General features: G+C 70.4%; 27 protein-coding genes. 18 read left to right on the top strand and 9 right to left on the bottom strand.

The genetic code is table 11. From position 1 onward, the window contains the following. Nucleotides 1-73: 73 nt before the first annotated feature. Both BM004_RS24585 and BM004_RS24590 read left to right on the top strand, forming a co-directional pair. A complete protein-coding gene (locus tag BM004_RS24585; protein WP_093217633.1) occupies nucleotides 74-2,770 on the top strand; it encodes an MFS transporter in 2,697 nt (898 codons plus the stop codon). Between the two features lie 89 nt (nucleotides 2,771-2,859). Further along, nucleotides 2,860-3,975, top strand: coding sequence for an ABC transporter substrate-binding protein (locus BM004_RS24590; protein WP_177238191.1), 1,116 nt, complete (start codon nucleotides 2,860-2,862; stop codon nucleotides 3,973-3,975). A gap of 40 nt (nucleotides 3,976-4,015) precedes the next feature. On the opposite strand, the gene BM004_RS24595 is transcribed toward BM004_RS24590, so the two are convergent. Continuing rightward, the gene (locus BM004_RS24595; protein WP_093217636.1) at nucleotides 4,016-4,444 is read right to left on the bottom strand and encodes a GNAT family N-acetyltransferase; all 429 of its coding nucleotides are present in this window, start codon (nucleotides 4,442-4,444) and stop codon (nucleotides 4,016-4,018) included. A 158-nt stretch (nucleotides 4,445-4,602) separates the two neighbouring features. On the opposite strand from BM004_RS24595, the gene BM004_RS24600 reads away from it, so the two are divergent. Together BM004_RS24600 and BM004_RS24605 are read left to right on the top strand one after the other, a co-directional pair. Continuing rightward, on the top strand, nucleotides 4,603-4,935 hold the full coding sequence (locus BM004_RS24600) for an STAS domain-containing protein (protein ID WP_093130726.1): 333 nt from the start codon (nucleotides 4,603-4,605) through the stop codon (nucleotides 4,933-4,935). Nucleotides 4,936-5,052: 117 nt separating this feature from the next. Beyond that, a complete protein-coding gene (locus BM004_RS24605; protein WP_093217637.1) occupies nucleotides 5,053-5,262 on the top strand; it encodes a hypothetical protein in 210 nt (69 codons plus the stop codon). Between the two features lie 68 nt (nucleotides 5,263-5,330). Here the strand turns inward: BM004_RS24605 and BM004_RS40790 are convergent, their stop codons facing one another. The 3 genes from BM004_RS40790 to BM004_RS24615 all read right to left on the bottom strand — a co-directional run bounded on the left by BM004_RS40790 (nucleotide 5,331) and on the right by BM004_RS24615 (nucleotide 7,807). Continuing rightward, entirely contained in the window at nucleotides 5,331-5,528 is a 198-nt protein-coding gene (locus tag BM004_RS40790) for a hypothetical protein (protein ID WP_093334557.1), read from the bottom strand. Between the two features lie 366 nt (nucleotides 5,529-5,894). Beyond that, a complete protein-coding gene (locus BM004_RS24610) occupies nucleotides 5,895-6,566 on the bottom strand; it encodes an RraA family protein (RefSeq protein WP_093217639.1) in 672 nt (223 codons plus the stop codon). A 32-nt stretch (nucleotides 6,567-6,598) separates the two neighbouring features. Beyond that, on the bottom strand, nucleotides 6,599-7,807 hold the full coding sequence (locus tag BM004_RS24615; RefSeq protein ID WP_093217640.1) for an aspartate transaminase: 1,209 nt from the start codon (nucleotides 7,805-7,807) through the stop codon (nucleotides 6,599-6,601). A gap of 162 nt (nucleotides 7,808-7,969) precedes the next feature. On the opposite strand from BM004_RS24615, the gene nac reads away from it, so the two are divergent. The 13 genes from nac (at nucleotide 7,970) to BM004_RS24680 (ending at nucleotide 18,826) form a co-directional block, all read left to right on the top strand. After that, entirely contained in the window at nucleotides 7,970-8,908 is a 939-nt protein-coding gene (nac, locus tag BM004_RS24620; protein WP_177206593.1) for a nitrogen assimilation transcriptional regulator NAC, read from the top strand. Between the two features lie 158 nt (nucleotides 8,909-9,066). Further along, on the top strand, nucleotides 9,067-9,501 hold the full coding sequence (locus BM004_RS24625; RefSeq protein ID WP_093217642.1) for an acetyl-CoA carboxylase biotin carboxyl carrier protein: 435 nt from the start codon (nucleotides 9,067-9,069) through the stop codon (nucleotides 9,499-9,501). A 13-nt stretch (nucleotides 9,502-9,514) separates the two neighbouring features. Beyond that, nucleotides 9,515-10,867: an acetyl-CoA carboxylase biotin carboxylase subunit gene (gene accC, locus BM004_RS24630; RefSeq protein WP_093217643.1), complete on the top strand. Its 1,353-nt coding sequence runs from the start codon at nucleotides 9,515-9,517 to the stop codon at nucleotides 10,865-10,867. Nucleotides 10,868-10,917: 50 nt separating this feature from the next. Beyond that, nucleotides 10,918-11,583 carry a 5-oxoprolinase subunit PxpB gene (gene pxpB, locus BM004_RS24635; protein WP_093217762.1) on the top strand — a complete coding sequence of 222 codons (666 nt, stop codon included), beginning with the start codon at nucleotides 10,918-10,920 and terminating at the stop codon, nucleotides 11,581-11,583. After that, complete coding sequence (locus tag BM004_RS24640) at nucleotides 11,580-12,581, top strand: 5-oxoprolinase subunit C family protein (RefSeq protein WP_093217645.1); 1,002 nt, start codon at nucleotides 11,580-11,582, stop codon at nucleotides 12,579-12,581. The genes pxpB and BM004_RS24640 overlap by 4 nt, the downstream gene beginning before the upstream one ends. Before the next feature lies 1 nt (nucleotide 12,582). After that, nucleotides 12,583-12,978 (top strand): acetyl-CoA carboxylase biotin carboxyl carrier protein, encoded by a 396-nt coding sequence (locus BM004_RS24645; RefSeq protein WP_093217647.1) that lies wholly within the window; start codon nucleotides 12,583-12,585, stop codon nucleotides 12,976-12,978. Between the two features lie 21 nt (nucleotides 12,979-12,999). Continuing rightward, nucleotides 13,000-13,764 carry a LamB/YcsF family protein gene (locus BM004_RS24650; RefSeq protein ID WP_093217649.1) on the top strand — a complete coding sequence of 255 codons (765 nt, stop codon included), beginning with the start codon at nucleotides 13,000-13,002 and terminating at the stop codon, nucleotides 13,762-13,764. A 165-nt stretch (nucleotides 13,765-13,929) separates the two neighbouring features. Continuing rightward, nucleotides 13,930-14,682, top strand: coding sequence for an SDR family oxidoreductase (locus tag BM004_RS24655; RefSeq protein WP_093130706.1), 753 nt, complete (start codon nucleotides 13,930-13,932; stop codon nucleotides 14,680-14,682). Nucleotides 14,683-14,740: 58 nt separating this feature from the next. Then, a complete protein-coding gene (locus tag BM004_RS24660; protein ID WP_093217651.1) occupies nucleotides 14,741-15,442 on the top strand; it encodes an amino acid ABC transporter permease in 702 nt (233 codons plus the stop codon). A gap of 12 nt (nucleotides 15,443-15,454) precedes the next feature. Beyond that, nucleotides 15,455-16,258: an amino acid ABC transporter permease gene (locus tag BM004_RS24665; RefSeq protein WP_093217652.1), complete on the top strand. Its 804-nt coding sequence runs from the start codon at nucleotides 15,455-15,457 to the stop codon at nucleotides 16,256-16,258. Nucleotides 16,259-16,308: 50 nt separating this feature from the next. After that, the gene (locus tag BM004_RS24670) at nucleotides 16,309-17,043 is read left to right on the top strand and encodes an amino acid ABC transporter ATP-binding protein (protein ID WP_093217763.1); all 735 of its coding nucleotides are present in this window, start codon (nucleotides 16,309-16,311) and stop codon (nucleotides 17,041-17,043) included. A gap of 63 nt (nucleotides 17,044-17,106) precedes the next feature. After that, a complete protein-coding gene (locus BM004_RS24675) occupies nucleotides 17,107-17,949 on the top strand; it encodes an ABC transporter substrate-binding protein (RefSeq protein ID WP_093130703.1) in 843 nt (280 codons plus the stop codon). Between the two features lie 136 nt (nucleotides 17,950-18,085). Next, nucleotides 18,086-18,826, top strand: coding sequence for a hypothetical protein (locus BM004_RS24680; RefSeq protein WP_093217654.1), 741 nt, complete (start codon nucleotides 18,086-18,088; stop codon nucleotides 18,824-18,826). Nucleotides 18,827-18,892: 66 nt separating this feature from the next. Here the strand turns inward: BM004_RS24680 and BM004_RS24685 are convergent, their stop codons facing one another. From BM004_RS24685 to BM004_RS24705, 5 genes are read right to left on the bottom strand one after another with little or no spacing between them, the layout of a single operon-like run. Further along, nucleotides 18,893-19,705, bottom strand: a complete 813-nt coding sequence (locus tag BM004_RS24685; protein WP_093217656.1) for an enoyl-CoA hydratase — start codon at nucleotides 19,703-19,705, stop codon at nucleotides 18,893-18,895. 10 nt (nucleotides 19,706-19,715) lie between these two features. Then, a complete protein-coding gene (locus BM004_RS24690; RefSeq protein WP_093217658.1) occupies nucleotides 19,716-21,185 on the bottom strand; it encodes an aldehyde dehydrogenase family protein in 1,470 nt (489 codons plus the stop codon). A gap of 6 nt (nucleotides 21,186-21,191) precedes the next feature. Then, complete coding sequence (locus BM004_RS24695) at nucleotides 21,192-21,986, bottom strand: enoyl-CoA hydratase/isomerase family protein (RefSeq protein ID WP_093130698.1); 795 nt, start codon at nucleotides 21,984-21,986, stop codon at nucleotides 21,192-21,194. Further along, the gene (locus BM004_RS24700) at nucleotides 21,973-24,150 is read right to left on the bottom strand and encodes an acetate--CoA ligase family protein (RefSeq protein WP_093217660.1); all 2,178 of its coding nucleotides are present in this window, start codon (nucleotides 24,148-24,150) and stop codon (nucleotides 21,973-21,975) included. Before BM004_RS24700 ends, BM004_RS24695 begins: the two co-directional genes overlap by 14 nt. 14 nt (nucleotides 24,151-24,164) lie before the next feature. After that, nucleotides 24,165-25,145: a Bug family tripartite tricarboxylate transporter substrate binding protein gene (locus BM004_RS24705; RefSeq protein WP_256220032.1), complete on the bottom strand. Its 981-nt coding sequence runs from the start codon at nucleotides 25,143-25,145 to the stop codon at nucleotides 24,165-24,167. A gap of 100 nt (nucleotides 25,146-25,245) precedes the next feature. Here BM004_RS24705 and BM004_RS24710 point away from each other — a divergent pair, with 100 nt between their 5' ends. Further along, nucleotides 25,246-26,145 carry a LysR substrate-binding domain-containing protein gene (locus BM004_RS24710; protein ID WP_093217662.1) on the top strand — a complete coding sequence of 300 codons (900 nt, stop codon included), beginning with the start codon at nucleotides 25,246-25,248 and terminating at the stop codon, nucleotides 26,143-26,145. The last annotated feature ends 25 nt before the right edge of the window (nucleotides 26,146-26,170 follow it).

The raw sequence follows: 26,170 nt of genomic DNA on the forward strand, positions 1-26,170 counted from the left end.
TCGAGCTGCCGAGTTGCCGCCCGTACCTGACCTACCTGACCTACCTGACCTTACCGCCCCTGTTGCCGCGCCGATGAGCGATACGACCCTTTCCACCCCACATCCCGCTGCGAGCGACGCCGAGGCCGCGCGCCGCCGCCTGCGGCGCCAGTCGCTGTTGTTCGCCAGCCTCTTCAGCCTGCTGCTGTTCGGCCTGTCGCTGCTGCTGATCGCGTGGCGCGTGGAGCAGGTGCTCGTCACGCTCACGCAGGACCGCACCGACCGCATGGTTCGCCAGCTCGCCGAGGACGGCGAGAACGCGATGCGCCTGGGCCTCACGGTGGGCGACCTCGGTTTTCTGGAAGCGCAGATGGCGCGCCTCGCGCAGCGCGAGCCTTCGCTGCGCATGGCGCGCGTGGCCTCGGCCGACGGCCAGGTGGTGGCGCGCTACGGCGACGCCGCGCTGAAGGACGCGGTGGCCCCGCGCTGGGACGCGCGCCTGCTGGCCGACGCGTCCGCGCCCGTGGCGCCCGGCAAGGAAGCGCGCGAGGCGCCGGTGGCCGAGCGCACCACGCCCACGCATGTGCTGGGCGGCACCGTGCTGCTCGACCCGGCGGGCGTGCCGGCCGCCACGGTGTGGGCCGTGTTCGATCCCACCGCGCTGCGGCGCCAGGCACGCGACGCGGGCCTGACCGTGGTGCTGCGCGCGCTGCCGCTGGTGCTGGTGTCGCTCGCCGTCATCTGGGCGGTGCTCTACCTGTGGGGCTGGCAGACGGTGCGCATGCTGCAGCCGTCGCTGTCTTCGGCGGCGTCTTCTTCCACGCGCGAGCGCGGCGTGCCGCGCTGGGCGCTGGTGCTGCTGCTGGCCGGCGTGCTCGCCGCGCCGCTCGCATTGGTGGGCATCGCGCGCGAAGCCGCGCGGCCCTTCGTCACCACGCAGATCGAAGCCAATGCCGACGCCGTGCTGGCCGCGATGGCCGCGCGCATCGAACGCGCGGTGCAGTACGGCGTGCCGTTGAACGCGCTCAATGGTGTCGATGCGCTGTTCACCGAACAACTCGCGGCGGCGCCCGAACTGTCGGGGCTGTCACTGCGCGACGCGAGCGGGCAGAAGGTGGCGCAGGCCGGTGGCACCGGCAGCGGCACGGCGGCAAGCGATGCCGGCGGCGTGCTCGAGCGCACCCGGGCGCTGGCCGGCACCGACGCCCGCATGGTCGTGAGCTACCCCGCCGACTACGTGGACCGCACCCTGGGCGCGATGCTGGTGGACCTGTTCCTGGCGCTGGTGATTTCCGCCGTGCTGATGCGCGAGCTCACGCGCGGCCTGTGGCGCCGTTCGCTGTTGCATCCGCTGATGGAGTACCGCGCCGCGCGCGGCTGGCAGCGTTTCGCGGCGCGCGTGCGCCGCCGCCGCGGGCACGAAGCCGGCTCCGGCGCGGAAGGCACCGCGGCCGCAGCGGCGCAGCGTGCGCGCGCGCTGCTGGGCTGGACCTCGGCATCGGATGTGGCCACGGGCACGGCAGCGACCGTCTCGCCGGCCGCCGCCGACTGGGGCGTGCAGATGACGCGCCTGCGCCTCGCGGTGTTCCTGGTCGCGCTGTCCGAAGAGTTGCTGCGGCCCTTCTTCACGGTGCTGGCCAGCGAGATGGCCGGGCCCGGCAGCGGCTGGTCGCCCGAGATGCTGGCCGGCATTCCGGTGGCGGCCTTCATGGCCACCTTCGCCGCCGCGCAGCCGATGGGGCCGTGGATCGCGCGGCGCTTCGACATCCGCCTGAGCCTGATGCTCGCGGCCATCGCCGGTGCCGGCGCGCTCGCGGCGTCCGCGTGGGTGCACGAGGCCTCGCTGCTGGTGCTGCTGCGCGCCATCGGCGGCGCGGCCTACGGCCTGGCGCTGATCCTGGCGCAGACCGCCGTGGTGCGCTTCACGCCGCAGGCGCAGCGCGCGCGCGGGCTGACCGAGGTGGCCACGGCCATCGTGGCCGCCGGCATCGTCGGGCCGCCGTTCGGCGGCATGATCGCCGGCCGCGTGGGCGACTCCTTCGGCATGGTGGCGTGCGCGCTGGCCATGCTGCTGGCCTTTGCCGCGCTGCTGCGGCTGCGGCTGCCGACGGTGGCGGTCAACCCGCCGGCCGCGGGCTCGGCCGCCGCGCGCGGCGGCTGGCGCGGCTACGCGGCGGTGCTGCGCGAGCCGCGCGCCATGACCATCATCCTCGGCTCCGCCGTGCCGGCGCGGCTGGTGGCGGTGATGGTGCTGTCGATCGTCGTGCCGCTGTACATGCACGACATCGGCCAGCCGCCCGCGGTGGCGGGGCGTGTGTTGCTGCTGTACTTCCTTTGCTACGCGATGACGGCGTCGCTCATGGCGCACTGGTCCGACGCGGCCGGCGAGCGCCGGCGCTTCATCGTGGCCGGCTGCGTGATCGCCGGCGCCGCCTGCCTCGCGGTGCCGCTGCTCGGCGGCCTGTGGGGCATGGCCGCCTGTTGCGCGCTGCTGGGCGCGGGGCAGGCCACGCAGTCGCCGTCGCAGATCGCCATGGTCACCGAGGTCTTCGAGAAGAAGCCGCCGCAGCAGCGGCTCGCGACGCCGGAGCAGGCGATTGCCGCCTACCGGCTGATCGAGCGGCTGGGCAGCGTGGCCGCGCCGTTCGTGACCGCGCTGGCCATTCTCTGGGCGGGCCTGGCGGGCGCGCTCAGCGTGGTCGGGCTGGCGGTGGCGCTGGCCGGCGCGGCCGTGTGGTTCGGCCTGCGGCCGGTGGCCACGCGCGCGGCGGTGCCGGGAGCGGCCGCATGACACGCTCTTTGCCGCGTTCTTTCCGTGTTCGATCCGTTCGACCCTTTTCTTCGCTGGGAGGCACTGCCGTGTCCCGACATGACACCCCGATGACCATCGCGCGCCGAGCCGTGCGCACCCTCGCGTGCGGTTTGCTGCCGCCGGTGCTGGCCGGCCTGGCACTCACGGCGGCGGCGCAGCCGGCCGCCACGCCCGGCGCCGCTTCAGCCGCCGCAGCCGCCGCGAAAGGCGCGGCCGGCCCGGTCACCATCGCCATGGTGATCCCGCGCGACGAGCAGAGCATCGAGACCGGCTTCAAGGCCTACCTGCAGCGCAACGGCCTGCAGGTGCGCTACGTGCCGATCCGTGCCAGCGAACGCCCCGAAGACGCTGTCGCCTTGCGCCGCCAGGTGCGCGACGCCAAGGCCGACCTGATCTACGTGTGGGGCACGCCCACCGCGCTGTCCTTGGCGGGGCGCTTCGACGCGAAGGGCGACGACGCGATCCGCGACACGCCGATCGTCTTCACCTCGGTCACTGACGCGGTGGGCGCCGGGCTGCTGCCGTCGCTGGAAAAACCAGGTCGCAACGTCACGGGCGTGGGCCACGTCGCGCCGCTCACGGTGCAGCTCAACGCGATTCGTGCGTACCGGCCGTTCAAGCGGCTGGGCTACCTGCACAACCCGGCGGAGCCCAACTCGCGCCAGATCCGCGAGCAGCTCGGCGAACTCGCGCGCATCCAGGGCTTCGAGATCGTCGACGCCACCGTGCCGCTGCTGCCCACCGGCGCGCCCGACCCGGCGCCGCTGCAGCCGCTGATTGCCGACCTGGCCAAGCGCGGCGCGGACTTTCTCTACATCGGCCCGAGCACCTTCCTGGCCTTCACGCACCGCGACGTGGTGACGCAGGCGGCCATCGACGCGCACCTGCCGACCTTCTGCGCCACCGAGAGCGTGGTGCGCCAGTCGGGTTGCATGTTCGGCCTGTTCTCCAACGGCGCCAACGTCGGGCGCTTCGCGGCATGGAAGGCCATGCAGGTGCTGGTCGAGAAGAAGCCCGCGGCCGAGGTGCCGGCGTCGACGCTGCAGCGTTTCTCGCTGCTGGTGAACATGCGCACCGTGCAGTCGCTCGGCCTCTATCCGCCGATGCTGCTGCTCAACGTGGCCGAGGTGATCAACGTGCCGAAGACCGCGCAGGCCGATGCCGGCGCGCCGGGCGCGAAGTGATGGGCCACGATGGGCGATGCGCGCGACCGTGCCGCTTCCTTCAGTCGCCGGCCAGCTTCTTCTGCAGGTTGAGCCAGGGCGTCTCGTACCAGCCCTGGCGCAGCCAGAACGCGGTGCCGGACTCGTTCTCGCGCAGCACGAAGATGTTGCACTTCACGATGCCGGCGGCGGCCAGCCGCTCGAGGCAGTGATCGACCAGCTGGCGGCCGATGCCGCCGCCGCGCCATTCGCGGTCGACCGACAGGTGGTGCAGCGCGCCGCGCCGGCCGTCGTGGCCGCACAGCACCGAGCCGATCATGCGGCCCTCGGGCGTGCGCGCCACCGCGCTGAAGCCGGGGTTGCGCGCCAGGAACACCTCCACCGCCTGCGCCTCGTCCGACTCGTTCAGGCCCATGCCCTCGGTGCGTTGCCACAGCGCAAAGGCCTCGGCGTGGTCGGCGGGAACGAAGGGGCGGATCTGGACGGTCATGGCGTGGCGGCGGAAGAAAAAACAAAAGTCTGCGAAGGCGAAAAGGCCGCCGATTCTGGAGGCCGCGCCGGGCCCGGTCAATCGCGACGCCCACCTACAATCGCTCGCCTGGCCGCCGGCCGGACGACTTCTTTCACCGCTTCCTCGGACTCTCACCCATGAACATCGAACAGGAAACCCGTGGCGACGTGCTCGTGGTGCGTCTTGCCGGCCGTCTCGACAGCAGCAGCGCCCCCGAACTCGAACGGATGCTGCTCGAGCAATTCACCGCCGGCCTCAAGCGCCTGGTGTTCGACTTCTCCGCGCTGGACTACGTCAGCTCGGCCGGCCTGCGCGTGATCCTGCTGGCCGGCAAGAAGCTGCGCGCGGCGCAGGGCAAGCTGGCCCTGGTGGGCCTGCGCGACATGGTGCGCGAAGTGTTCGAGATGAGCGGTTTCCTCACGCTCTTCGCCGTCACCGACACGGTGGACGAGGGCGTCGCGAAGGTCTGAAGGGGCCGTGCCCGCAACGCCTTTGCGAAGCCTTCCTTGAAGCGCGCTGTCGGCCAAACCCCACTGGGCAATGTAAAGAACGTGCGAGTACCGCACGGCTGAAGACATGATTGGACGATGAACAAGACAGAGGTCATGGCCACGTCGATCGACATGGCGCGCAACGGCCTGGGAATGACGCCGGGCGATGCATTCGACTACATCGCCGGGCTCATCGGCGCACAGGATCCCGCGAGCGAGCTGTACGACAGGGAAGTGGAACAGTTGCTGCGGCTGGCCGCCTGCCTCTGGACCTTGCGGCGCGATCTGGTTGCCCCGGGCGCCTGACTCTTGTTCGGCGGCGGCAACTGCCGCGGGAAGAGATACAGCGCCCGCAAGCCGGTCTTGTCGAGGCGCTATCTGCGGGCTTGCGCCTCAGCGAGGTCGTGCTGCTGGCCTTGCTGCAGTTTCGCCTCGTCGGCGTTCCGGTTGTAGACACAGGCACCGTAGACCAGCGCCACCAGCGCAAGCGCGACCGGCACCAGCACGAGCCGCTGCACGAGTGAGCGTTCCCGTGCTTCGGGGTCCTTGCGCTGTCGTGTGTCCGTTTTCAACTTCGCTCCTTTGAAACTGGCCTGCCTTGGCGTGAGGCGAGCTGCAGAGCCTATGCAGGAGCGCCGGGAGCACCTATACGCCGTTCGGCCCCTTTCGAGTCCGCACGACGGCGTGGTCAATGCGCAAGGCGATGTGCGGACGGTTCAGGGCTGAGCGGGCATGCGATCCGAGCGCAGGGGCTGCCGGAAATGGCCGATGCCGCACGGGGCCTCGAAGCACCGTTCGAAACCCAGTGTAGGCCTTGTTTTTCGATGGCGCACCTTGTCTTTGGCACTAGAGCGCCCAGGGTACTTGGCTGCTTGTGCCCGCCATGCAAGCGTCCACGCGGCGGGCCGAGCCCACGCGTTCGCGCGAACGAGATGGCGTCAGTTGGCGCAGCGCGCCTCCAGCGCATCCAGGAACGACCGGTCCCAGCGTCCTTCCTTCATCGCCTGGATGGTCCGGGCCTCCGTCTCCAGGTGCGCGCGGGCCTTCTCGATCAGCAACTGGGCCTCGTCGCGCGGGAACGCCATCAGCCCGTCCTGGTCGCCCACGACGATGTCGCCCGGGTTCACCACCATGCCGCCCACCGACACCGGCACGTTGATCTCGCCGGGGCCGTCCTTGTACGGGCCGCGATGGTTCACGCCGCGCGCATACACCGGGTAGTCGCGCGCGCGGATCTCGGCCACGTCGCGGATGGCGCCGTCGAGCACCACGCCCACGGTGCCGATGGTCGCGGCATAGAACGACAGGATGCCGCCGATCACCGCGTTGGTCACGTCGCCGCCCGCGTCGATCACCAGCACGTCGCCGGGCCGGCAGAACTCGAAGGCCCGCATCATCGTGAAGTTGTCGCCGCCGCGCGTCTTCACTGTCACGGCCGTGCCCGCCATGGTCCCGGGGCCGGGGCGGTGGTAGGGCAGCAGGCCCACGCTGCCGATGTTGCGGTGCATGTTGTCGCTGAGCGCGGCCACCGGAATGTCGTGCAGCGCGGCGATGATCTCGGCCGCCACCTGCGGGGCCGACGGGTTCTTGCGAATGGCTTTGTAGGGCATGGGGTCGTCCTTGCGAATCGGGTGGTGCGCGGTCAGCGCAATGCGGCCACGGCGCGCGCGATGCGCTTGCAGCCTTCTTCCAGCGTCTCGATCGACGTGGCAATGGAAAGACGGAAGTACGGCGACAGCCCGTACGCGGTGCCTGCCACCAGGGCCACGCCTTCGCTTTCGAGCAGGTACATCACCACGTCGCCGTCTTGCGCCAGGTGCTTGCCTTCGGGCGTGGTCTTGCCGATGAGGCCGCCGCAGTTGACGTACAGGTAGAACGCGCCCGGCGGCGTGGCGCAGCTCAGGCCCGCAATGCCGTTGATGAGCGCCAGCGTGCGGTCGCGCCGCTGCTTGTACACGGCCACGCTCTCGGCCACGAAGCCCTGGTCGCCGTTCAGCGCCGCCGCCGCGGCCGCCTGGCTCACCGAGCAGCAGTTGCCGGTGGACTGCGACAGCAGCGTGTCGAGTGCCTTGATGAGGTCCACCGGCCCGGCCGCATAGCCGATGCGCCAGCCCGTCATGGCATAGGTCTTGGAGACGCCGTTCACCAGCAGCGTGCGCTCGCGCAGGCCGGGTGCCACCGCGAGGATGTGCGGCGTGGCCTCGCCGTCGAAGCGGATGTGCTCGTAGATCTCGTCGGTCATCACCATCACGTGCGCGTGGCGCTCCAGCACCTCGGCCAGCGCGCGGTACTCGGCCGCGGTGTAGCTCGCGCCGGTCGGGTTGCTCGGCGAGTTCAGCAGCAGCCAGCGCGTGCGCGGCGTGATGGCCGCCTCGAGTTGCGCGGGCGTCAGCTTGAAGCCGTGCGACTCGGGGCAGGCCACGGTGACGGGCGTGCCTTCGCAGGCCAGCACCATGTCGGGGTACGACACCCAGTACGGCGCGGGAATGATCACCTCGTCGCCCGGCTCCAGCGTGATCGCGAAGGCGTTGTAGATCGCGCTCTTCGCGCCGCTGGTGGCAATGATCTCGTTCATTGCGTAGCGCAGCCCGTTCTCGCGCTCGAGCTTGGCGACGATGGCTTCGCGCAGCTCCACCGTGCCGGCCATCAGCGTATAGCGCGTGGCGCCGCGCTCGATGGCGGCGGCCGCGGCCTGGCGGATGTGGGGCGGCGTGTCGAAGTCGGGCTCGCCCACCACGAGGTTGACGATCGACTTGCCCTGCCTGCGCAGTTCGTTGGCGCGGTCGGCGGCCGAGGTGCTGGGCGAGGGCTTGATGCGCCGCACGCGGGCGGCAATGCGGGACGTGGTCACATGGCTTCCTGGTCTGGAGATGGCATGGACCGAACGGTACGCACATCGAACCGGCGAGGCCAAGACGGTTTTGCACTGGTCGTATAGGCGCAGCTTATGGTGAGCCCCGATACCGGCTGCGCAGGCGCGGTGCTAGGCTTGGGTTTTGCTTGGGGACAAGGCGTGAACCTGCGACGCCTCAAATATTTCGTGAAGATCGTGGACATCGGCAGCCTCACGCAGGCCGCCGAAGTCCTTTTCATTGCACAGCCCGCGCTCAGCCAGCAACTGGCCACGCTCGAGGGCGAGGTGCGCCAGCAATTGCTGGTGCGCACCAAGCGCGGCGTGACGCCCACCGAAGCCGGCAAGGTGCTCTACCGCCACGCGCAGATCATCCTGCGCCAGTGCGAGCAGGCCCGTGTCGACATGGAGGCCGCCGGTGAAGGGCTCTCGGGGCAGGTGTCGGTGGGCCTTGCGCCGGGCACGGCGGCTTCTGCGCTGTCGTTGCCGCTGCTGCGCACCGTGCGCGCGCGGCACCCGGGCATCCTGCTGTACCTGAACGAGAACTACGGCACCACGCTGAGCGAGCTCATCATGAACGGCCGCATGGACCTGGCCGTGCTGTACGGCGACAAGGCCATTCACGGCCTCACGTTCCTGCCGCTGCTCAAGGAGCCGCTGTTCCTGGTCGGCCCGGCGTCCATGCCGGCGCCTTCGCAGCCCGTGAAGCTGACCGACCTGCGCGACATCGAGCTCCTGCTGCCGCGGCCGTACAACGTGGTGCGCAAGCTGGTCGATTCGGCCTTCGTGCGCGCGGGCATGGTGCCGCGCGTGGTGGCCGAGATCGAATCCGCCTTCACGCTGACCGCCGCCATTGCCGACGGGCTGGGCGCCACCATCCTGCCCGCGTCAATGGCGCGCGAGGTGGTCGCGAGCTGCGGCGCCTGGCAATTCCCCATCGTCGACCCGGTCATCGAGGCGCCGCTGGCGCTGTGCCAGTCCGACCACCTGCCGCTGTCGGAGCCCGCGCAGGCCGTGAAGGACATCCTGCTCGAGCTCGTGGTCGATCTGGCCGGCACCGTGGCGTCGACGCCCGAACCCGAGCTGACCGCGCTGTCCTGAGGCGCCTTGGCGGGGCGCCAGCGGGGCATTGGCGCGGCGTCATAAGCCGCCCTTATCCCGGCACAGCCAATCCGTCTTGGGCTTTGTGCCCTTGGCCCGCTACCTTTCATGCATGCCGTCACGCGTTCGCGGAGCGCGTCGGCCACCTACAGCCCGGCATGAAGCAGGAACAGATCAAGACGCTCATCGACGCTTTGGCCGCATCGGACCTGGCGGAACTGGAGTTCAGCGAGAACGGCAGCAGCTTGCGGCTGGTGAAGCTGTCGGCGCTCGGGGCCGCGCCCGCCGCGCGGCGGTCGTCCGTTGCACGCAAGGCGCTGGCGGGAGCCATCGAAGAGGCAGCGGCACCCACGGCCGCCAGCGCCGACTGCCTCGCCCCGCTGCACGGCGTGGTGCACCTGCAGCCCGCACCGGGCGAGCCGCCCTTCGTGCAGCCGGGCCAGGCCGTCGAGGCCGGCCAGTTGCTGTGCGTGATCGAGGCCATGAAGATGTTCAACGAAGTCCGCGCCGACCACGCGGGCACCGTGCGGCAGGTGCTCGCGCACTCGGGCCAGGAAGTGGAAGCAGGGCAGCCCCTGTTCCGCTTCGAATGAGAAGGGCCGCGCCATGTTCGACACCGTGCTCATTGCCAACCGCGGCGAGATCGCCCTGCGCATCCAGCGCGCCTGCCGCGGCCTCGGCCTGCGCACCGTGGTCGTGCACTCCGAGGCCGACCGCGACGCCGTGTACGTCGCGCAGGCCGACCAGGCGCTGTGCATCGGGCCGGCCGCGCCGGGCCTGAGCTACCTGAACCAGTCCGCCGTGCTGTTCGCCGCCGAGGTGAGCGGGGCGCAGGCGGTCCACCCCGGCTACGGCTTCCTGTCGGAGAACGCGGGCTTTGCCGCGCGCTGCGAGGAGGCCGGTCTCGTCTTCATCGGCCCCAGCGCCGCGTGCATCCGCACCATGGGCGACAAGGTGTCGGCCAAGCGCGCCATGCGCAAGGCCGGCGTGCCCTGCGTGCCCGGGCCCGACGAGCCGCTGCCCGCCGACCCGGCCGCCGTGCTTGCGCTGGCCCGCGGCATCGGCTACCCGGTGATCGTGAAGGCCGCGGGCGGCGGCGGCGGGCGCGGCATGCGCGTGGTGCACGAGGAAGCCGCGCTGCTCGACGCCATGGCCCTCACGCGCGAGGAAGCGCGCCAGGCCTTCGGCAACCCCGAGGTCTACATCGAGAAGTTCCTGCTGCACCCGCGCCATGTCGAGATCCAGGTGCTGGCCGACAGCCACGGCCACGCCGTGTGGCTGGGCAGCCGCGACTGTTCGCTGCAGCGGCGCCACCAAAAGGTGATCGAGGAGGCGCCGGCGCCCGGCATCGACGAGGCGCTGATGGCCGAGGTGGGCGAGCGCTGCGCCGCCGCGTGCCGGCAGATCGGCTACTGCGGCGTCGGCACCTTCGAGTTTCTGTACGAGAAGGGCGCCTTCTATTTCATCGAGATGAACACGCGGCTGCAGGTGGAGCACCCGGTGACCGAGATGACCGCCGGCATCGACATCGTGCAGCAGCAGCTGCGCATGGCGCGCGGCGAGCGCCTGTCGTTCGCGCAGGCCGATGTGCGCTGCCAGGGCCACGCCATCGAGTGCCGCATCAACGCCGAGGACCCCGACACCTTCGCGCCCGCGCCGGGCCGCATCACCGGCTGGCAGGTGCCCGGCGGCTTCGGCGTGCGCGTCGACTCGCATGCGGGCACGGGCTACCGCGTGCCGCCGTACTACGACTCGATGATCGCCAAGCTCATCGTGCACGGCGACAGCCGCGCCGACGCGCTCGACCGCATGCGCCTGGCGCTGGCCGAGACGCGCGTGGAGGGCATTGCCACCAACGTGGCGCTGCACCGCGCGCTGCTGCGCGACGAGGGCTTCGCGGCCGGCGGCGTCGACATCCATCACCTCGAACGCTGGCTGCAGCAAAGGAGCGCGGCGTGAGCGCACAGACACCTTCCACCTCGCCGTTGACTTCGCCGTTGAACTCGCCGCTGAGCTCGCTGTCCGGCGATCCTTCCACCAGCCTGCTGGGCACCACCGCGCTGCTGTTCGAGGCGCCCGGCGACATGAGCCTGCCGTCGCAGCAGCGCATCTGGGCGCTGGCGCACGAGGCCGAGAGCTGGCCCGAGGTGCGCGAGGCCGTGCCCGGCATGAACAACCTGATGCTCACCTTCACGCGCGCGCCGCGCCAGCTCGACGCCCTGCGCACGCGCCTGTGCGACGCATGGCGCGCCGCCACCGCGCTGCCGCGCGAGGGCCGCGTGGTCGAGCTGCCCGTGGTCTACGGCGGCGAGGGCGGCCCGCACATGGCCGATGTGGTGGCGCACACGGGCCTGAGCGTGGAGGCCATCGTCGAGCTGCACAGCGCGCCGCTCTACCCGGTGTACGCGCTGGGCAGCCACCCCGGCTACTGCTACCTGGGCGGCATGGACCCGCGCATTGCCACGCCGCGGCGCAAGGTGCCGGTGCTGAGCATCCCGGGCGGCGCGGTGTCGATCGGCGGCGCGCAGACCGGCGTGTCGGCCTCCGCCGGGCCCAGCGGCTGGAACACCATCGGCAGCACCTCGATGGTGTTCTTCGACCCGGCGCAAGACCCGCCCGCGATGCTGCAGCCGGGCGACCTCATTCGTTTTCGCGTGGAGGGCATCGTCCGATGATCGAAATACTCTCGTCGGCGGCGCTGGCCACCGTGCAGGACCTGGGGCGCACCGGCAGCCTGCGCTGGGGCGTGGGCACCTCGGGCGCCATGGACAACCTGGCGCTGGCCGCCGGCAACCTGCTGCTGGGCAACGCGCTGGGCGCGGCGGGCCTCGAGGTGCCGGTGTTCCCGTTCAGGCTTCGCTTCGCCGAAGACTGCGCCTTCGCGCTCACGGGCGCCGACTGCGCATCGCGGCTCGACGACCAGCCGCTGCTGCCCTGGTGGGTGCACCAGGCGCGGGCCGGCCAGGTGCTCACGCTGGGCTTGCCGCAAGGCGGTGCGCACCGCGGCAGCCGCGCCGTGCTGTGCGTGGCCGGCGGCATCGACGTGCCCGAGGTGCTGGGCTCGCGCAGCACCCAGTTGCGCGGCGCCTTCGGTGGCCACGAGGGGCGGGCGCTGCGCCGCGGCGACGTGCTTCGCGCCGCCGCCCCGGGCCAGCCCTGCCGCACCGGCTTCGGCCTGGTGCCGCCCGTGCTCGCGCTGCCGCTGCAGCGCGACGGCGTGGCGGCCGTGCGCGTGCTGCCCGCGGCCGAGTACCTGGCCTTCGAGCCGGCCTCGCGCGAGGCCTTCTGGGCCGGCGAATGGAAGATCACCCCGCAGAGCGACCGCTACGGCTACCGGCTCGACGGCGAGGCGCTGCGGCCGCTCGCGCCGATGGAGCTGCGCTCGCACGGCATCGTGCCCGGCGTGATCCAGGTGCCGCACAGCGGGCAGCCGATCATCCAGATGCGCGACGCGCAGCCTTCGGGCGGCTACCCGAAGTTCGGCACCGTGATCGAGGCCGACATGTGGCGGCTCGGCCAGGCGCCCATCGGCAGCCGCATGCGCTTCGTCGAAACCACCTGGGACGAGGCGTTGGACGCGCTGGAAGAAGTGCGCGGCTGGCTCGACAAGGTGGCGCGCATGGTGGCGCTGCACCGCGGTGCGCCCGTGAACGCCGCTGCGGCAAGGCACTGACATGCAGGACACCGCATTGCGCGCCCCGCAGCTCGCCGCCTGGCTCGCGGGCACCGACATCGGCCTGCTCGAACTGCGAACGCCGCAGGGCACGCTGCGCCTCGGCCGGCAGGGTGACGATGTCGTGGTGCTGCCCGAAGCGCTTGCCGAAACCGAAGCGCTGGTGGTCCACGCCCCGTCGCTCGGCGTGTTCCTGCACAGCCACCCGCTGGCCACCGCACCGCTGGTGCGCGCTGGCCAGAGAGCGGAAGCCGGCCAGACCCTCGGCCTGCTGAAGATCGGCCCGCTGCTGCTGCCGGTGACGGCGCCGCAGCCGGGCATCGTCGAACGCATCTGCGTGGACGACGCCACCGCCGTCGGCTACGGCACGCCGCTGTTCGAACTGCATCCCCTCTGACCCACGAAGCAAGGAACCGCCATGGACATCGACCTGAACGCAGACCTCGGCGAAGGCTTCGGCCCCTGGCGCATGGGCGAGGACGAAGCGCTGCTGGACATCGTTTCCTCCGCCAACGTGGCCTGCGGCTTCCATGCGGGCGACCCGGTCATCATGGACCGCACGGTGCGCCTGGCGCATGCGCGCGGCGTCGACGTCGGCGCGCATGTGGGCTTTCCCGACCTCGTGGGCTTCGGGCGCCGGCCGATGCAGATCGAGACGAAAGAGCTGGTGTCCTATGTGCTCTACCAGCTCAGCGCGCTCGACGGCATGGCGCGCACCGCCGGCCACCGCATGACGCACATGAGCTTTCACGGCGCGCTCGGCAACATGGCCGCGGCCGACGCCGCGCTGGCCGATCCGCTGGTGCGCGCCGTGGCCGACTTCGACCCCTCGCTCACCGTCAGCACCTCCGCCAGCCGCGCCATCGAAGGGGCGGCCGAGCGCTGCGGCCTGCGCGTGCGCACCACCTTCCTGGCCGACCGCGCCTGCGGCGACGACGGCCTGCTGGTGCCGCGCAAGCTGCCCGACGCCGTCATCCACGACCGCGACACCGTGCTGGCCCGCGTGCGCCAACTGCTCGAAGACGGCAGCGTCACCAGCTACACCGGCAAGAAGATCCCGATGCGCGTGCATTCGATCCTGCTGCACGGCGACACGCCCGGCGCGGTGGCGCTGGCCCGCGCCGTGCGCGAGGTGGTCGAGCAGGCCGGGCGCGTGGTGCCGATTTCGAAGCAATCGATTTGATGCACGGGGGCACGAACATGGTGCTTACCCTTGGTCATATGCACGGATCGCGGGCGACATAAGGGGGGCTTATCGCTCCACAGCCAATCCGTCTTGGCGCCGCGCGCAGGCGCTCGATACAGTGAATTCCAGGCAGTCATCTGCCGCTCCAACGAAAGAACACAAATGCCGTTTTCCGACTACAAGACCGCTCTGGTGACAGGAGCCTCCTCGGGCATCGGCGCCGCCGTCGTCGAGCGCCTGAGCAAGGAAGGCCTGAAGGTCCACGCGCTCGCACGCAGCGCCGACAAGCTGGCCGAACTGGCCGCGCGCACCGGCTGCATTCCGCACGCCATCGACGTGAGCGACCTCGAGGCGGTCACGCGGCTCGCCGAGGAGGTCGAGTTCGACGTGCTGGTCAACAACGCCGGCGTCGACCGCCCCGGCTCCATCCTGAAGGCCGACGCCGAAGGCATCGACCTGCTGGTCGACGTGAACCTGCGCGCCGTGCTGCACCTGTGCCGGCTCGTGGTGCCCGGCATGGCCGCGCGCGACCGCGGCCATGTGGTCAACATCAGCTCGATTGCCGCGGCCTACAACTTCGGCGGCAACAGCACCTACCACGCGACCAAGGCGGCGGTGAGCATGCTGTCGCGCCAGCTGCGCATCGACGTGTTCGGCAAGCGCGTGCGCGTCACCGAGATCTGCCCGGGCCGCGTGGCCACCGACATCTTCGCGCACGTGCACGGCGACTCCGAAGACACCCGCAAGCGCTTCGTCGAAGGCTTCGAGCTGCCGCAGGCCGAGGACATCGCCAACGCCATTGCCTTCGCCATTGCGGCGCCCATCGCGGTGAACGTGGGCCACATGGAAATCACGCCCACGCTGCAGGTGCCGGGCGGCCTCTCGACCACGCGTCCCGAGGCGCCGCAGGCCTGAGCGGCGCAGCCCGCGCGATTCACGCAAGCCACGCAAGCCTCGCAAAGGAGCCGAACACATGAAGGACTTCGACCTGCTGGCGATCCTGCTGAAACCTGAGTTCGGCGCCATGCTGCTGCACGGCCTGCAGGAGACGCTGAAGATCGCCGCGGGCTCGTGGCTGCTCGCCATGGCCATGGCGGTGACGCTGCTGATGGTGCGGCTCACCGCGAACCCGATCGCCGAGCGTGCGGTGGCGGGCTATGTCTCGTACCACCGCAACGTCCCCACGCTGGTGCAGCTCATGTTCTGGTACTTCGGCATCTTCAGCGTGCTGCCCGACGCGCTGCAGGAATGGCTCTCGGCGCACAACGCCGAGACGCTGCTGTCGATCGTGGCGCTGGGCCTGTGCCAGGCCGCCTATTTCAGCGAGGACATGCGCTCCGGCCTGCGCGCCATTCCCGCCGGCCAGGCCGAGGCCGCGCGCGCGCTGGGCCACGGCTACATCGGCGCCATGCGCCACGTGATGCTGCCGCAGGCCATCCGCAACGCGGTGCCCGCGCTGGTGAACCACAGCGTGTCGCTGTTCAAGAACAGCAGCCTGGCCATGGCCATCGGCGTGGCCGAACTCACCCACGCGGTGAAGGAAATCGAGAGCCAGAGCTTTCGCACCTTCGAGGTCTACAGCGTCGCCACGGTGCTGTACCTGGTGTGTTCGCTGCTCATCATGGCGGTGGGCGGCTGGCTGTCTCGGCGCTACCGCATCGTCGGTGCAAGGTAAGCGAGGCACCCGATGTTCAGCGTCTACGAAATTCTTCGCGACAACTGGCTGCTGCTGCTGGTCGGCCAGTACCCCAGCGGCCCGCTCGGCGGCATTGCCGCCACCCTGATCCTGTCGGTGCTGGGCATCGTGCTGGCCTTTCCGCTGTCGGTGCTGTTGGCGCTGGCGCGGCTCTCGCCCTGGCGGCTGCTGCGCTGGCCGGCCACCGTGCTGGTGTACGTGGTGCGCGGCGTGCCGCTGCTCATGGTGATCCTGTGGGTGTACTTTCTGGTGCCCATCCTCATCGGGCGCGATGTGTCGGGCTTCACCACCATGCTGTGCACGCTGGTGATCTACGAAGGCGCCTATCTGTCGGAAGTGGTGCGCGCCGGCATCCAGTCGCTGCCCAAGGGGCAGGGCGAGGCGGCGCGCGCGCTCGGCCACAGCCACCTGGGCACCATGTGGTTCGTGATCCTGCCGCAGGCGCTCTACAACATGCTGCCGAGCATGCTGAGCCAGTTCATCTCCACCATCAAGGAGACCACGCTGGGCTACGTGATCAACGTGCAGGAACTCACCTTCGCGGCCAACCAGATCAACAACCAGCTGCTGACCAAGCCGTTCCAGGTGTTCTTCATATTGGCGCTGACGTACTACGTCGTGTGCTTCAGCCTCACGCAACTGGCGCAGTGGCTGGAGCGGCGTATCGCGCACAAGCGCCTCGGCGCCGCGCCGGCGAAGCCGGTCGACGACGGCGCTGCACTGGCGCCTTCCACGCCGGTGATCTCTCCCGTGCCTCCCGTGCCTCCCGCACCTCGTGTGGCGACGCTGCCATGACGCCCGTTCCACACCCCGCAGCGCGGCCCGTGCCGCCCAAGGACGACACCATGATCCTGTTCTCCGACATCAACAAGTGGTACGGCGACTACCAGGCGCTGGCCGACATCAACGCCGAGGTGAAGAAGGGCGAGGTGGTGGTGGTCTGCGGACCTTCGGGCTCGGGCAAGTCCACGCTGATCCGCACCGTCAACCGGCTCGAGGAAGTGAAGTCGGGCCAGCTGCTGTTCGACGGCCACGACATCCACGCGCCCATGAGCAGCAAGGCGCTCAACCGGCTGCGCAGCCGCATCGGCTTCGTGTTCCAGAGCTTCAACCTGTTCCCGCACCTGTCGGTGCTGGAGAACATCATGCTGTCGCCGATGTGCGTGCTCGGCGTGAAGCGCGCCGACGCCAAGGCCAAGGCGGGGCAGCTGCTCGAACGCGTGGGGCTGTCGAACAAGGCCGGTGCCTACCCGGCGCAGCTGTCGGGCGGCCAGCAGCAGCGCGTGGCCATTGCGCGCGCACTGGCCATGGAGCCGCCGGCCATGCTGTTCGACGAACCCACCAGCGCGCTCGACCCCGAGATGGTGGGCGAGGTGCTGTCGGTGATGCGCGGCCTGGCCCACGACGGCATGACCATGATGTGCGTCACCCACGAGATGAACTTCGCCCGCGAGGTGGCCGACCGCGTCTGGTTCATGGACGCGGGCCGCATCCTCGAGACGGCCGACCCTGCCACCTTCTTCGGCAGTCCGCAGCATCCGCGCGCGCAGCGCTTCCTGTCGGACCTGCGCGCGCACTGACATTCGTTTTCTTCGCAGCTCACCTTCCGTCGCTCACATTTCGCAATCTCTCTGGAGTCCACCATGCCGAACAAGACCGTCTTTCGCCTCGCCGTCCTTGGCGCCTGCCTGAGCGCAGCCTCGCTGCTGGCGCATGCCGACCAGTGGAGCGACATCAGCCAGCGCAAGGAGCTCAAGTGCGGCACCTTCGCCGACGTGCCCCCGTTCGCGGCACCCGACCCGAAGACGCGCGAAATGGTGGGCCACGACGTCGACCTGTGCAACGCGGTGGCCAAGGAACTGGGCCTCGGCGCCAAGGTCACGCCGCTGTCGGTGGAGGCGCGCGTGCCCGAGGTGAAGCTCGGCCGCGTCGACGTGACCATTGCCAACCTGGCCTACACCAAGAGCCGCGGCGAGCAGATCCAGTTCAGCGACCCGTACTACGTGGCCAAGGAAATGCTGGCCGTGAAGGCCTCCGACCCCGGCATGGCCAAGGCCGACTTCAAGGGCAAGCGCCTGAGCTCGACCAAGGGCTCGACCTCGGAGATGTCGATCAAGATGAACGGCTCCGAGCCCGTCACCTTTCAGGACACCGGCTCCGCCTTCATGGCCGTGCAGCAGAACAAGTCGGTCGGCATGGTGGCCAACACCATGACCATCACCAAGCTGGTGAACCAGTCGAAGACCGAGGGCGTGGCGCTGAAGATGATCAAGGACCCGATGGTGCTGCAGCCCATCGGCATCGGCATGAAGAAGGACGAGCCCGCGCTGCTGGCCAAGGTGAACGGCGCGCTCTATGCGCTGGAGAAGTCGGGCGAGCTCGACCGCATCTGGGCCAAGTGGCTGGGCCCGAACACCGAATACAAGATGGTGCGCGAGGAGAAGGTCTCGCCGCTGGCGGACCTGAAGTTCGAACTGCTGCCTTGATGTTTCGACGGGCCGGGGCCGCGGCGGCGTCCCCGCGACGCCACCAGACGTAGCCCTCGTCCCACATCGCCAGCGCCCGCCAGCCGTTAGGGTGGGGTCTCTTTCCATCTGTCATCGAAAAGAAGGAGACCGAATCATGGCCTATACCTTGACGCAAGCCCGGGTGCTGTTGACCGCCGCGGAACTCGCCATCTTCGACCAGAGCCGGGCCGGCCCCATCAAGGAGCTGACCGTGGCGCGGCTGCACGGCAAAGTGACCCGCGCGCGTGCCTTGCGCGACAAGTACCGTGACCTGTACCGGCGCCAGACGGTCGCTACGCGCGGAGCGGCTGCCAGCCGGCGTTCCGCGGCAGGTGGCGACAACGAGCGCACGCAGAAGAAGTCCATCGTGTTCGCGGAAGTGCTGGAGCGCTTCGAGACGCGCCTGGCGCAGCTCGATGAGAAGGCGGCACCGGTGAAGCCTGCCGGCAAGAAGGCCGCGGCCAAGCCGGCGCCGCCTGCGAAGGCAGCGGCGAAGAAGACGCCAGCCACCAAGGCCGCGCCCAGGAAGACTGCTGCCAAGACGACCGCCGCGAAGAAGGCCAGCCGCTCCAAGGCCAAGCCCGTGAGCCTCAAGACCGCCGTGAAGCACGCGCTCGAACTCAAGCAGGCGGCGCTCGCAGCCCCGCCGGTGGCCGAGCATTCGTCGAAGGCGCCCGCCACGCTGTCGACGCTCGGGGCCGCCGCCGCGGGCGCGCCCCTGGTCCATGCGCCGCTGGACATCAACCCGCGTGCGACCCGGCTGAACCCGCTCAAGGAACGCGCGGAGAACATCGCGCTGCACGCGCACGCGGGTTCGCAGAACCGCCACGCGCAGGGCAAGCGCGACAGCCGCTGAGGGGCACGAGCGGTGGGGGTTCCTGGCGCGCGGCTTGCCGGCGCGCCAGGTGCGATGCCGCTGCGCTCAGCGCCCCGAGAAATTCGCCGCCCGCTTCTCCATGAAGTGCTTGATGCCTTCCTGGAAGTCTTCGCTGCGAAGGCTCTCCACCATGTCTTGGTTCGCCGCGGCGATCGACTCGCCGAGCGACTGATAGGGCGCCTCCCAGAGCTGGCGCTTCATCACGCCCACGGAGCGCGGCGACACCTCGGTGGACAGGCTCAGCGCCAAGGCCTGCGCGGCCGCCGCGAGCTCGTCGGCCGGCACGACGCGATGCACCAGCCCCATCGCCAGCGCTTCTTTCGCATCGATCTTGCGCGACGTCAGCAGCAGGTCGGTGGCGTGCGCATGGCCGACGACGCGCGGGAGCATCCAGGCGATGCCGTGCTCGGCGATGAGCCCGCGCTTGGCGAAGGCGGTGGCGAAGACCGCCTTTTCCGACGCGATGCGAAAGTCGCTGTACAGCGCCATCACCAGCCCGAGCCCGGCGGCGGCACCGTTGATGGCGCTGACGATGGGCTTGGGCGCTGCAGGAAAGTACGAGTAGCGCGTCTGGTAGTCGGCGCGCCGGTTCATGTCGTAGGGGCGCATCCATTCCTCGGCCTGGATGTCTTCGGGCGGCAGCACTTCCAGCTCTTCCATGTCCATGCCCGCGCAGAACGCGCGGCCAGCGCCGGTGAGCACGATGGCGCGCACGGCCTTGTCGCGGCCGGCCTGTTCGATGGCCGAGCGCAGTTCGGCCTCGAGGATCTTGGTCAGCGCATTCATCCGCTCGGGGCGGTTCAGCGTGATGGTGGCGACGGGGCCGTCGACCGAGTAGAGCAGTTGTTCGCAGGTCATGTCGGGGTGATCAAGAGGAAGAAGAGGAAGAAGAGGAACAAAAGGAGGCAGGGTGTTCGAGGAAGGCCGCGGGCAGCTGGATCGACACGGGCTCGAGGAACTCCTCGAGGCCGAAGCGGCCGTTCTCGCGCCCGATGCCGGATTTCTTGAACCCGCCGAACGGCGCCGCGGGGTTGAAGGGCGCGCCGTTGATGTCGACTTGCCCGGCGCGGATGCGGCGCGCCACGGCCAGCGTCTGCGGCTCGACGGGGCCCCACACGGCGCCCGCCAATCCGTAGTCGGTGCCATTGGCCAGTGCGATGCCTTGCTCGACGTCGTCGTAGGCGATCAGCACCAGCACCGGGCCGAAGATTTCCTCCCGCGCCACCGCCATGTCGGAGGTCACGCCGGTCAGCACGGTGGCCGGCACGAAGAAGCCTTGCGCAGGGCGTTCCGCCGCGGTGCCGAGGCGCTTGGCGCCGGCCGCGATCGCGCTGTCGATCAGGTCCTGCACCTTTTGCTGCTGGGGCTTCGACACCAGGGGACCCAGACGCGTCGCGGCATCGGCCGGGTCGCCCATGCGGTAGCCGGCGAGCAAGTCGAGGGCCAGGCCTTCCACGGCTTCCAGCGAAGCGCGCGGCACCAGCAGGCGCGTGGTCGCGGAGCAGGTCTGGCCCGAGTTCAGCATGCAGCCCGCGAGCGTGGCCTTCACGGCCGCGGCCAGGTCCGCGCCGGGCAGCACGAGCGCCGCCGACTTGCCGCCCAGTTCGAGCGCCACGCGCTTGATGTCGGCACCCGCCAGGCTGGCGATGTGCCGGCCCGCGCGCGTCGAGCCGGTGAAGGACACCATGTCGACGTCGGGGTGGCGCACCAGCGCCTCGCCGATGTCCGGGCCGGCGCCATGGACCAGGTTGAAGACGCCCGCGGGCAGCCCCGCCTGCCGCACCGCCTCCGCCAGCAGGAAGGCGCTGGTCGGCGCGATCTCCGACGGCTTGAGCACCACCGTGCAACCGGCCAGCAGCGCCGGCGCGACCTTGCCGGTGATCTGGTGCAGCGGATAGTTCCAGGGCGTGATGCAGGCGACCACGCCGACCGGCACCTGCTGCACCAGCGAATGCCCCACGCGCGACGCCCATTCGAAGTGGGCGGCCAGGTCGGCATACATGTCCCAGGCGGCGAGCGGTGCGCCAACCTGGATGCGCGCGGCCAGCTTGCGCGGCATGCCGACCTCGCGCGAAATGGCGCTCGCCAGCGCGTCGGCCTGGTCGCGCAACGCCGCGGCCACGCGGCGCACGGCCGCCACGCGTTCTGCCACGGGCGTGCGGGCCCAGCCGTCGAGGGCGCGCCGCGCGGCCGCCACGGCCGCGTGCACGTCGGCTGGCGACGCGGTGCGGTAGGTGCCGAACGTTTCCTCGGTGTAGCTGTCGGTGACGGGCAGGTCCTGTGCACCGTGGGCCGGCACCAGTGCGCCGTCGATGAACAGTTGGGTGTGAGAGGCCATGAAAGCTCAGTCCTTGTGAAGTGTCGATGTCCTGGGGGCGTCGCGGCGGGCGATGAACTCGCGCATCACGCGCTGCGGTTCGCCCGTCGAGTAGCACTCGAGCTGGTAGCGGATGCCGGCGCTGCAGGCTTCCTCGAAGCCCGGCTGCGTGCGCTCGCGAAAGCGTTGCTTGGTCGTGCGCAGCGCGGCGCCGGGCAGCGCCGCCAGGGCACGTGCGCGCTCGATGGCGCGCGGCAGCACCTGCTCGGCGGGCACCAGATCGTTGACGAGGCCGAGCGCGTGCGCGCGCTCGCCGCTGACGAGTTCGCCCGTCAATGACAACTGCTGGTTGAGCGAATGCCCGATCTGCAGCGACATCAGGTACGAGCCGACGATGCTCGCCAGGCCGGCCTTGACCTCGGGCTGGCCCATGCGCAGCGCGGGGTGGGCCACGCGCAGGTCGCACATCAGCGCCATCTGGAAGCCGGCGCCCACGGCGGTGCCGTTGAGTGCCGCGACGATCGGCTTGGCCACGTCCCGCACCGCCTGGTACATCGCGTGCTGGCGGTTGAGCCAGGCGGCCAGCGTGCCGGTGTCGATGGTGGCCGACTCGTCGAGGTCCTGCCCGCCGCAGAAAGCGCGCTCGCCGCTGCCGGTCAGCACGATGGCGCCGACCGTCGAATCGGCATCGAGCGCGTACAGCTGCCGCGTCAGTGCGGCGCGCAACCCGGCATCGACCGCGTTCAGCACGTCGGGCCTGTTCAGGCGCACGACGGCAATTTCGCCGAGCCGCTCGACCAGCACCGGGTCATGGGTGTGCATGGGTTTCCTCCTGGCGTTCGATGACCGCGTCGACGGCCCAGCCGCCCTGGCCGGCCGCGCCGACGATCAGCGGGTTGAGATCGATCGAGGCAATGGCCTGCGGGTGCGCCGCGGCGAGCGCGCCCAGCGCCACGGCCGTGCGCGCCACCGCGCCGAGGTCTGTCGGCGCGTCGCCGCGCACGCCGGCCAGGACCGGCGCGATGCGCAGCGTCCGCAGCTTGGCGAGAACATCGGCTTCCGAGAACGGATGCAGCAGCACCACGAAGTCGCGCAGCGCCTCCACGTACTTGCCGCCGTCGCTCACCATGACCACGGTGCCGAAGAGCGGGTCCTGCCGCACGCCGAGGGCGAACTCGCGCTGGCCGCGCACGCGCTGCGCGACGATCACGCCGTCGAAGGGCACGCCCATCGCGGCGATCCGTTCGCTGCAGGCGGTCCAGCTCGCGGCGATGTCGCCGGCACTGCGCACGCCGAGGAACACGAGGCCGTGTTCCGACTTGTGCGGAACCTGCGCGGAGCAGGCTTTCACCACCACCTCGGGCCCCAGCGCCTGCCACGCCGCAACGGCTTCTTCGACAGTGCGGCACAGCCGGTGCGCAACGACCGGAATGCCGGCCTCGGCCAGCAGCGAGAGGCTCTGGGCTTCGCTCAGGAAGGGCGCGTCGCCGGCCGGCATGCGGGTGGTGCGTGGCGCCGCCGAAGCGCTGCCGCTGCCGTTGCCGTTGCTGCTGCTGCCGTTGTTGCTGCTGCTGCGCGTCGCCGCCTGGCGCAGCAGCGTGCCGTGCCGGCTCCACTGGTGCAGCGCGCCGATGGCGTCGGTCTCGTGCGCGAACACCGGCACGCCGGCTTCACGAAAAGCCTGGCGCACCGACGCCTGCGGCGCCGACACCGCCGTGGGCTTGCCGCGCGCGGCGGCGAAGCGCGCGGTGTCGCGCGCCATGCCCGGCACGTCGTAGGCTTCGCCGGCCACGGGCACGCCGACCAGGAACATGTCCGCCTGCGGGTCGGCCGCGAGCGCGCCGAGCGTGTCCGCATACATGCCGCCCTTGGTCATGAGCGACGCCGTCAGGTCGACGGGGTTCTGCGGCGTGGCGAAGCTCGGCATGATCGCGGCCAGCGCCTTCACGACCGGCTCGCCCAGTTCCGCCAGCGGCAGGCCAAGCGACTCGGCCGCGTCCGCGCACAACACGCCGACGGCGCCGCTGTGGCTCATGACGACCAGGCGCTCCGCCCGACGCTCGGTCGGACGCGGCGGCGCCGCGAGATAGAGCTCCACGGCGTTGACCAGGCCGTGCACGTCGTTGGCGCGCCAGATGCCGTGGCGCTCCAGGAAGGCGTCGACCACCACGTCGTCGTTGACGATGGCGCCGGTGTGCGAGGCGGCGGCTTTCGCGCCGTGCGCGCTGCGGCCCGACTTGAGCGCGATCACCGCCGCGCCGCGCGCCGCCGTGAGGCGCGCGACCTCGGCCAGCATGGCCGGGTCGCCGAGCGACTCGATGTACATCAGCACCACGCGAATCTCGGGGTCGGCCGCCGCCGCCAGTGCGAGTTCGCACACCGAGGCGTCGGCGTCGTTGCCCGACGCGACCAGGTAGCGCACGCCGATGCCGCGCTCGCGCAGCATGGCGTAGGGCATCACGCTGGCCGCGCCGCTCTGGCTGACGATGGCGATCGGGCCGTCCTGCGGCGCGACTTCCATGAACATGGTGCTGAAGTTCATCACCGCGCCGGTGCTGAAATTGGCCACGCCCTGCGCGTTGGGCCCGACCAGGCGGACGCCCAGGCGCCGGGCCTGCGCCACCAATGCGTGCTGCAGCGCAACGCCCGCGCTGCCGGTCTCGCCGAAACCCGAGCTCATGACGATGGCGGCGCCGACACCGCGCGCGGCGCACTGGTCGATGACGCCGGGCACCGCGTCCTGCCCGACGGCGACGATGGCCACGTCGGGCACTTCCGGCACGGCGTCGAGCGACGGGTAGGCCTGCAGGCCCTGCACGGTCGCGCGCTTCGGGTTGATCGGGTACACCGCGCCCTGGAAGCCGAAGCGCTGGAGGTAGTGCAGCGGCCGGCCGCCGACCTTGTTGCGGTCTTCGGTGGCGCCCACCACGGCGATGCGCCGCGGTGCAAATGCCTGCTGCAGGCGTGGATCGAGCAAGGAAGCCATGGGCAATGTCCGGTTCAGTCGAGGCTGGCGCCGGAGTTCTTCACTACCGGCGCCCACTTGGCGGTGTCGCTCTTGATGAGCGCGGCGAATTCGGCGGGCGTGGTGCTGCGCGCCTCGGCGCCGTCGGCTTCCATGCGCTTCTTCATTTCGTCGGTGGCCATCACCGCCGCGATCTCGCGCTGCAGGCGGTCGACGACCGGCGCCGGCGTGCCCTTGGGCGCCAGCACGCCGTACCAGATCGTCACGTCGAAGCCTTTCAGGCCGGCCTCCTGCGCCGTGGGCACGCCGGGCAGCAGCGGCGAACGCTTCGGGCCGGTCACGGCCACGGCATGCACCTTGCCGGCGGCCAGGTTCTGGGTTTGCTGCGCGATGGTGTCGAACATCATCGACAGGCGCCCGCCCAGCAGGTCGATGAGCGCGGGCGCTGAGCCCTTGTACGGAATGTGATTGATCTGGATGCCGGCGGTGCTGCGAAACAGCTCGCCCGACAGGTGGTTCGAGCTGCCGTTGCCGGCCGAGCCGTAGGTGAGGTCGCCGGGCTTGGCCTTGGCCAGCGCGATCAGATCGGACAGGTTCCTGGCGGGCACCTGCGGGCTCACGACCAGCACGTTCATGGTGGTGGCCATCAGGCTCACCGGCGCGAAGTCTTTCACCGGGTCGTAGCGCAGCTTCTTGTAGAGGCTCGGGTTGATCGCCATCGTGCCGGTGGTGCCGAAGAAAAGCATCTGCCCGTCGGCCGGCGCGCGGGCCACCAGTTCGGCGGCAATGCTGCCGCCGGCACCGCCGCGGTTGTCGATGATCACTTGCTGGCCCAGCCGGTCGCCGAGCTTCTGGGCCAGCAGGCGCGCCATCGAGTCGGTGGGGCCGCCGGCGGGGAAGGGCACCACGAGGGTGACGGGCTGCCGGTGGTAGGGCGCTTCCTGGGCGTGGAGCAGCGGCGATGCGAGCAGGGCGGCGCCTGCCAGCGCCGCGCAGAGCGAGTGCGTGAATTTCAAGTCGGTCTCCGTTTATTGATTTGCTGCCGCGAGGTTAGGACCCGCCAAGGATTCCAGAAAGATGAATGAATGGATTTCAGGTTTCCATTAAAGTGAAACCATGAAACTCAGGCAGCTCAGCACCTTCCTGCTGGTGGCGGACATGCAGTCGCTGTCGCGCGCGGCCATTGCGTCGGACACGGCCCAGTCGCTCGTGAGCCGGCAGATCGCGATGCTGGAGGCGGCCTGGGGCGGGCGGCTGTTCGACCGCACGGGCCGCGGCATGGCGCTGTCCGATTTCGGCAAGCGCATGTACCCGGAGGTCAAGCGCGTGGTCGACCAGGTGGCCCAGCTCGACGCCGCGGCGAGCGAGGCGGCCGGCGTGCTGACCGGCACGGTGCATGTGGGCGTGCTGCCTTCGCTGTCACGCCAGTTGCTGCCGATGCTGCTGGCCGACATCCGCGAAAGGGCGCCGGCACTGCGCCTGCACGTGCTGGAGGGTTTCAGCGGCACGCTCGACGAGCAGCTCGCCTCGGGCCGGCTCGACATGATCGTGGTCAACCGCTACGGCTCGTCGGCGCTGCGCGGGGAAGACGTGCTCGGCAAGGTCGACACCTTCCTGATCGGCAAGGCGGGCCTGCCGCAGTTCAGCGGCAAGACCATGCCGTTTCGCGCGCTCGCCGGCCTGCCCCTGGTGCTGCCGGCCGTGCCCAACGGCCTGCGCGCCACGCTCGACGTGCTCGCCCGGCGCCACAACGTGGCCCTGGACATCGTGATGGAGGTCGACACCGCCACCTCGATGAAGGACGTCGCGGCCAGCGGGCACGCCTTCACGCTGCTGCCAAACACTGCCGTGGCGCAGGAGGTTGCCGCGGGCATCCTCGGTGCGTGCAAGGTGACGGGGCCGGGCATCCGCCGCACGATTGCGCTGAGCCTGACGCGGCAGCGGCCGTTGTCCGAAGGCGCGCGCCTGGTGGCGTCGCGCGTGCGGCTGCTGGCGTCCGAATTGCTGGCCGGCTGATTTGCCGACAGGCCGGTCCGGGGAT

It is taken from the genome of Variovorax sp. OK212, from assembly GCF_900112425.1.
GTDB lineage: Bacteria > Pseudomonadota > Gammaproteobacteria > Burkholderiales > Burkholderiaceae_C > Variovorax.

Coding starts and splice junctions, on each gene's coding strand:
- BM004_RS24670 (WP_093217763.1), top strand. CDS start 16,309: ATGATCCTGTTCTCCGACATCAACAAGTGGTACGGCGACTACCAGGCG.
- BM004_RS24665 (WP_093217652.1), top strand. CDS start 15,455: ATGTTCAGCGTCTACGAAATTCTTCGCGACAACTGGCTGCTGCTGCTG.
- BM004_RS24690 (WP_093217658.1), bottom strand. CDS start 21,185: ATGGCCTCTCACACCCAACTGTTCATCGACGGCGCACTGGTGCCGGCC.
- BM004_RS24600 (WP_093130726.1), top strand. CDS start 4,603: ATGAACATCGAACAGGAAACCCGTGGCGACGTGCTCGTGGTGCGTCTT.
- BM004_RS24640 (WP_093217645.1), top strand. CDS start 11,580: ATGATCGAAATACTCTCGTCGGCGGCGCTGGCCACCGTGCAGGACCTG.
- BM004_RS24610 (WP_093217639.1), bottom strand. CDS start 6,566: ATGCCCTACAAAGCCATTCGCAAGAACCCGTCGGCCCCGCAGGTGGCG.
- BM004_RS24645 (WP_093217647.1), top strand. CDS start 12,583: ATGCAGGACACCGCATTGCGCGCCCCGCAGCTCGCCGCCTGGCTCGCG.
- BM004_RS24685 (WP_093217656.1), bottom strand. CDS start 19,705: ATGACCTGCGAACAACTGCTCTACTCGGTCGACGGCCCCGTCGCCACC.
- BM004_RS24675 (WP_093130703.1), top strand. CDS start 17,107: ATGCCGAACAAGACCGTCTTTCGCCTCGCCGTCCTTGGCGCCTGCCTG.
- BM004_RS24595 (WP_093217636.1), bottom strand. CDS start 4,444: ATGACCGTCCAGATCCGCCCCTTCGTTCCCGCCGACCACGCCGAGGCC.
- BM004_RS24605 (WP_093217637.1), top strand. CDS start 5,053: ATGAACAAGACAGAGGTCATGGCCACGTCGATCGACATGGCGCGCAAC.
- BM004_RS24680 (WP_093217654.1), top strand. CDS start 18,086: ATGGCCTATACCTTGACGCAAGCCCGGGTGCTGTTGACCGCCGCGGAA.
- BM004_RS24695 (WP_093130698.1), bottom strand. CDS start 21,986: ATGCACACCCATGACCCGGTGCTGGTCGAGCGGCTCGGCGAAATTGCC.
- BM004_RS24660 (WP_093217651.1), top strand. CDS start 14,741: ATGAAGGACTTCGACCTGCTGGCGATCCTGCTGAAACCTGAGTTCGGC.
- BM004_RS24625 (WP_093217642.1), top strand. CDS start 9,067: ATGAAGCAGGAACAGATCAAGACGCTCATCGACGCTTTGGCCGCATCG.
- accC (WP_093217643.1), top strand. CDS start 9,515: ATGTTCGACACCGTGCTCATTGCCAACCGCGGCGAGATCGCCCTGCGC.
- BM004_RS24650 (WP_093217649.1), top strand. CDS start 13,000: ATGGACATCGACCTGAACGCAGACCTCGGCGAAGGCTTCGGCCCCTGG.
- BM004_RS24590 (WP_177238191.1), top strand. CDS start 2,860: ATGACCATCGCGCGCCGAGCCGTGCGCACCCTCGCGTGCGGTTTGCTG.
- BM004_RS24700 (WP_093217660.1), bottom strand. CDS start 24,150: ATGGCTTCCTTGCTCGATCCACGCCTGCAGCAGGCATTTGCACCGCGG.
- BM004_RS24655 (WP_093130706.1), top strand. CDS start 13,930: ATGCCGTTTTCCGACTACAAGACCGCTCTGGTGACAGGAGCCTCCTCG.
- BM004_RS24710 (WP_093217662.1), top strand. CDS start 25,246: ATGAAACTCAGGCAGCTCAGCACCTTCCTGCTGGTGGCGGACATGCAG.
- BM004_RS24585 (WP_093217633.1), top strand. CDS start 74: ATGAGCGATACGACCCTTTCCACCCCACATCCCGCTGCGAGCGACGCC.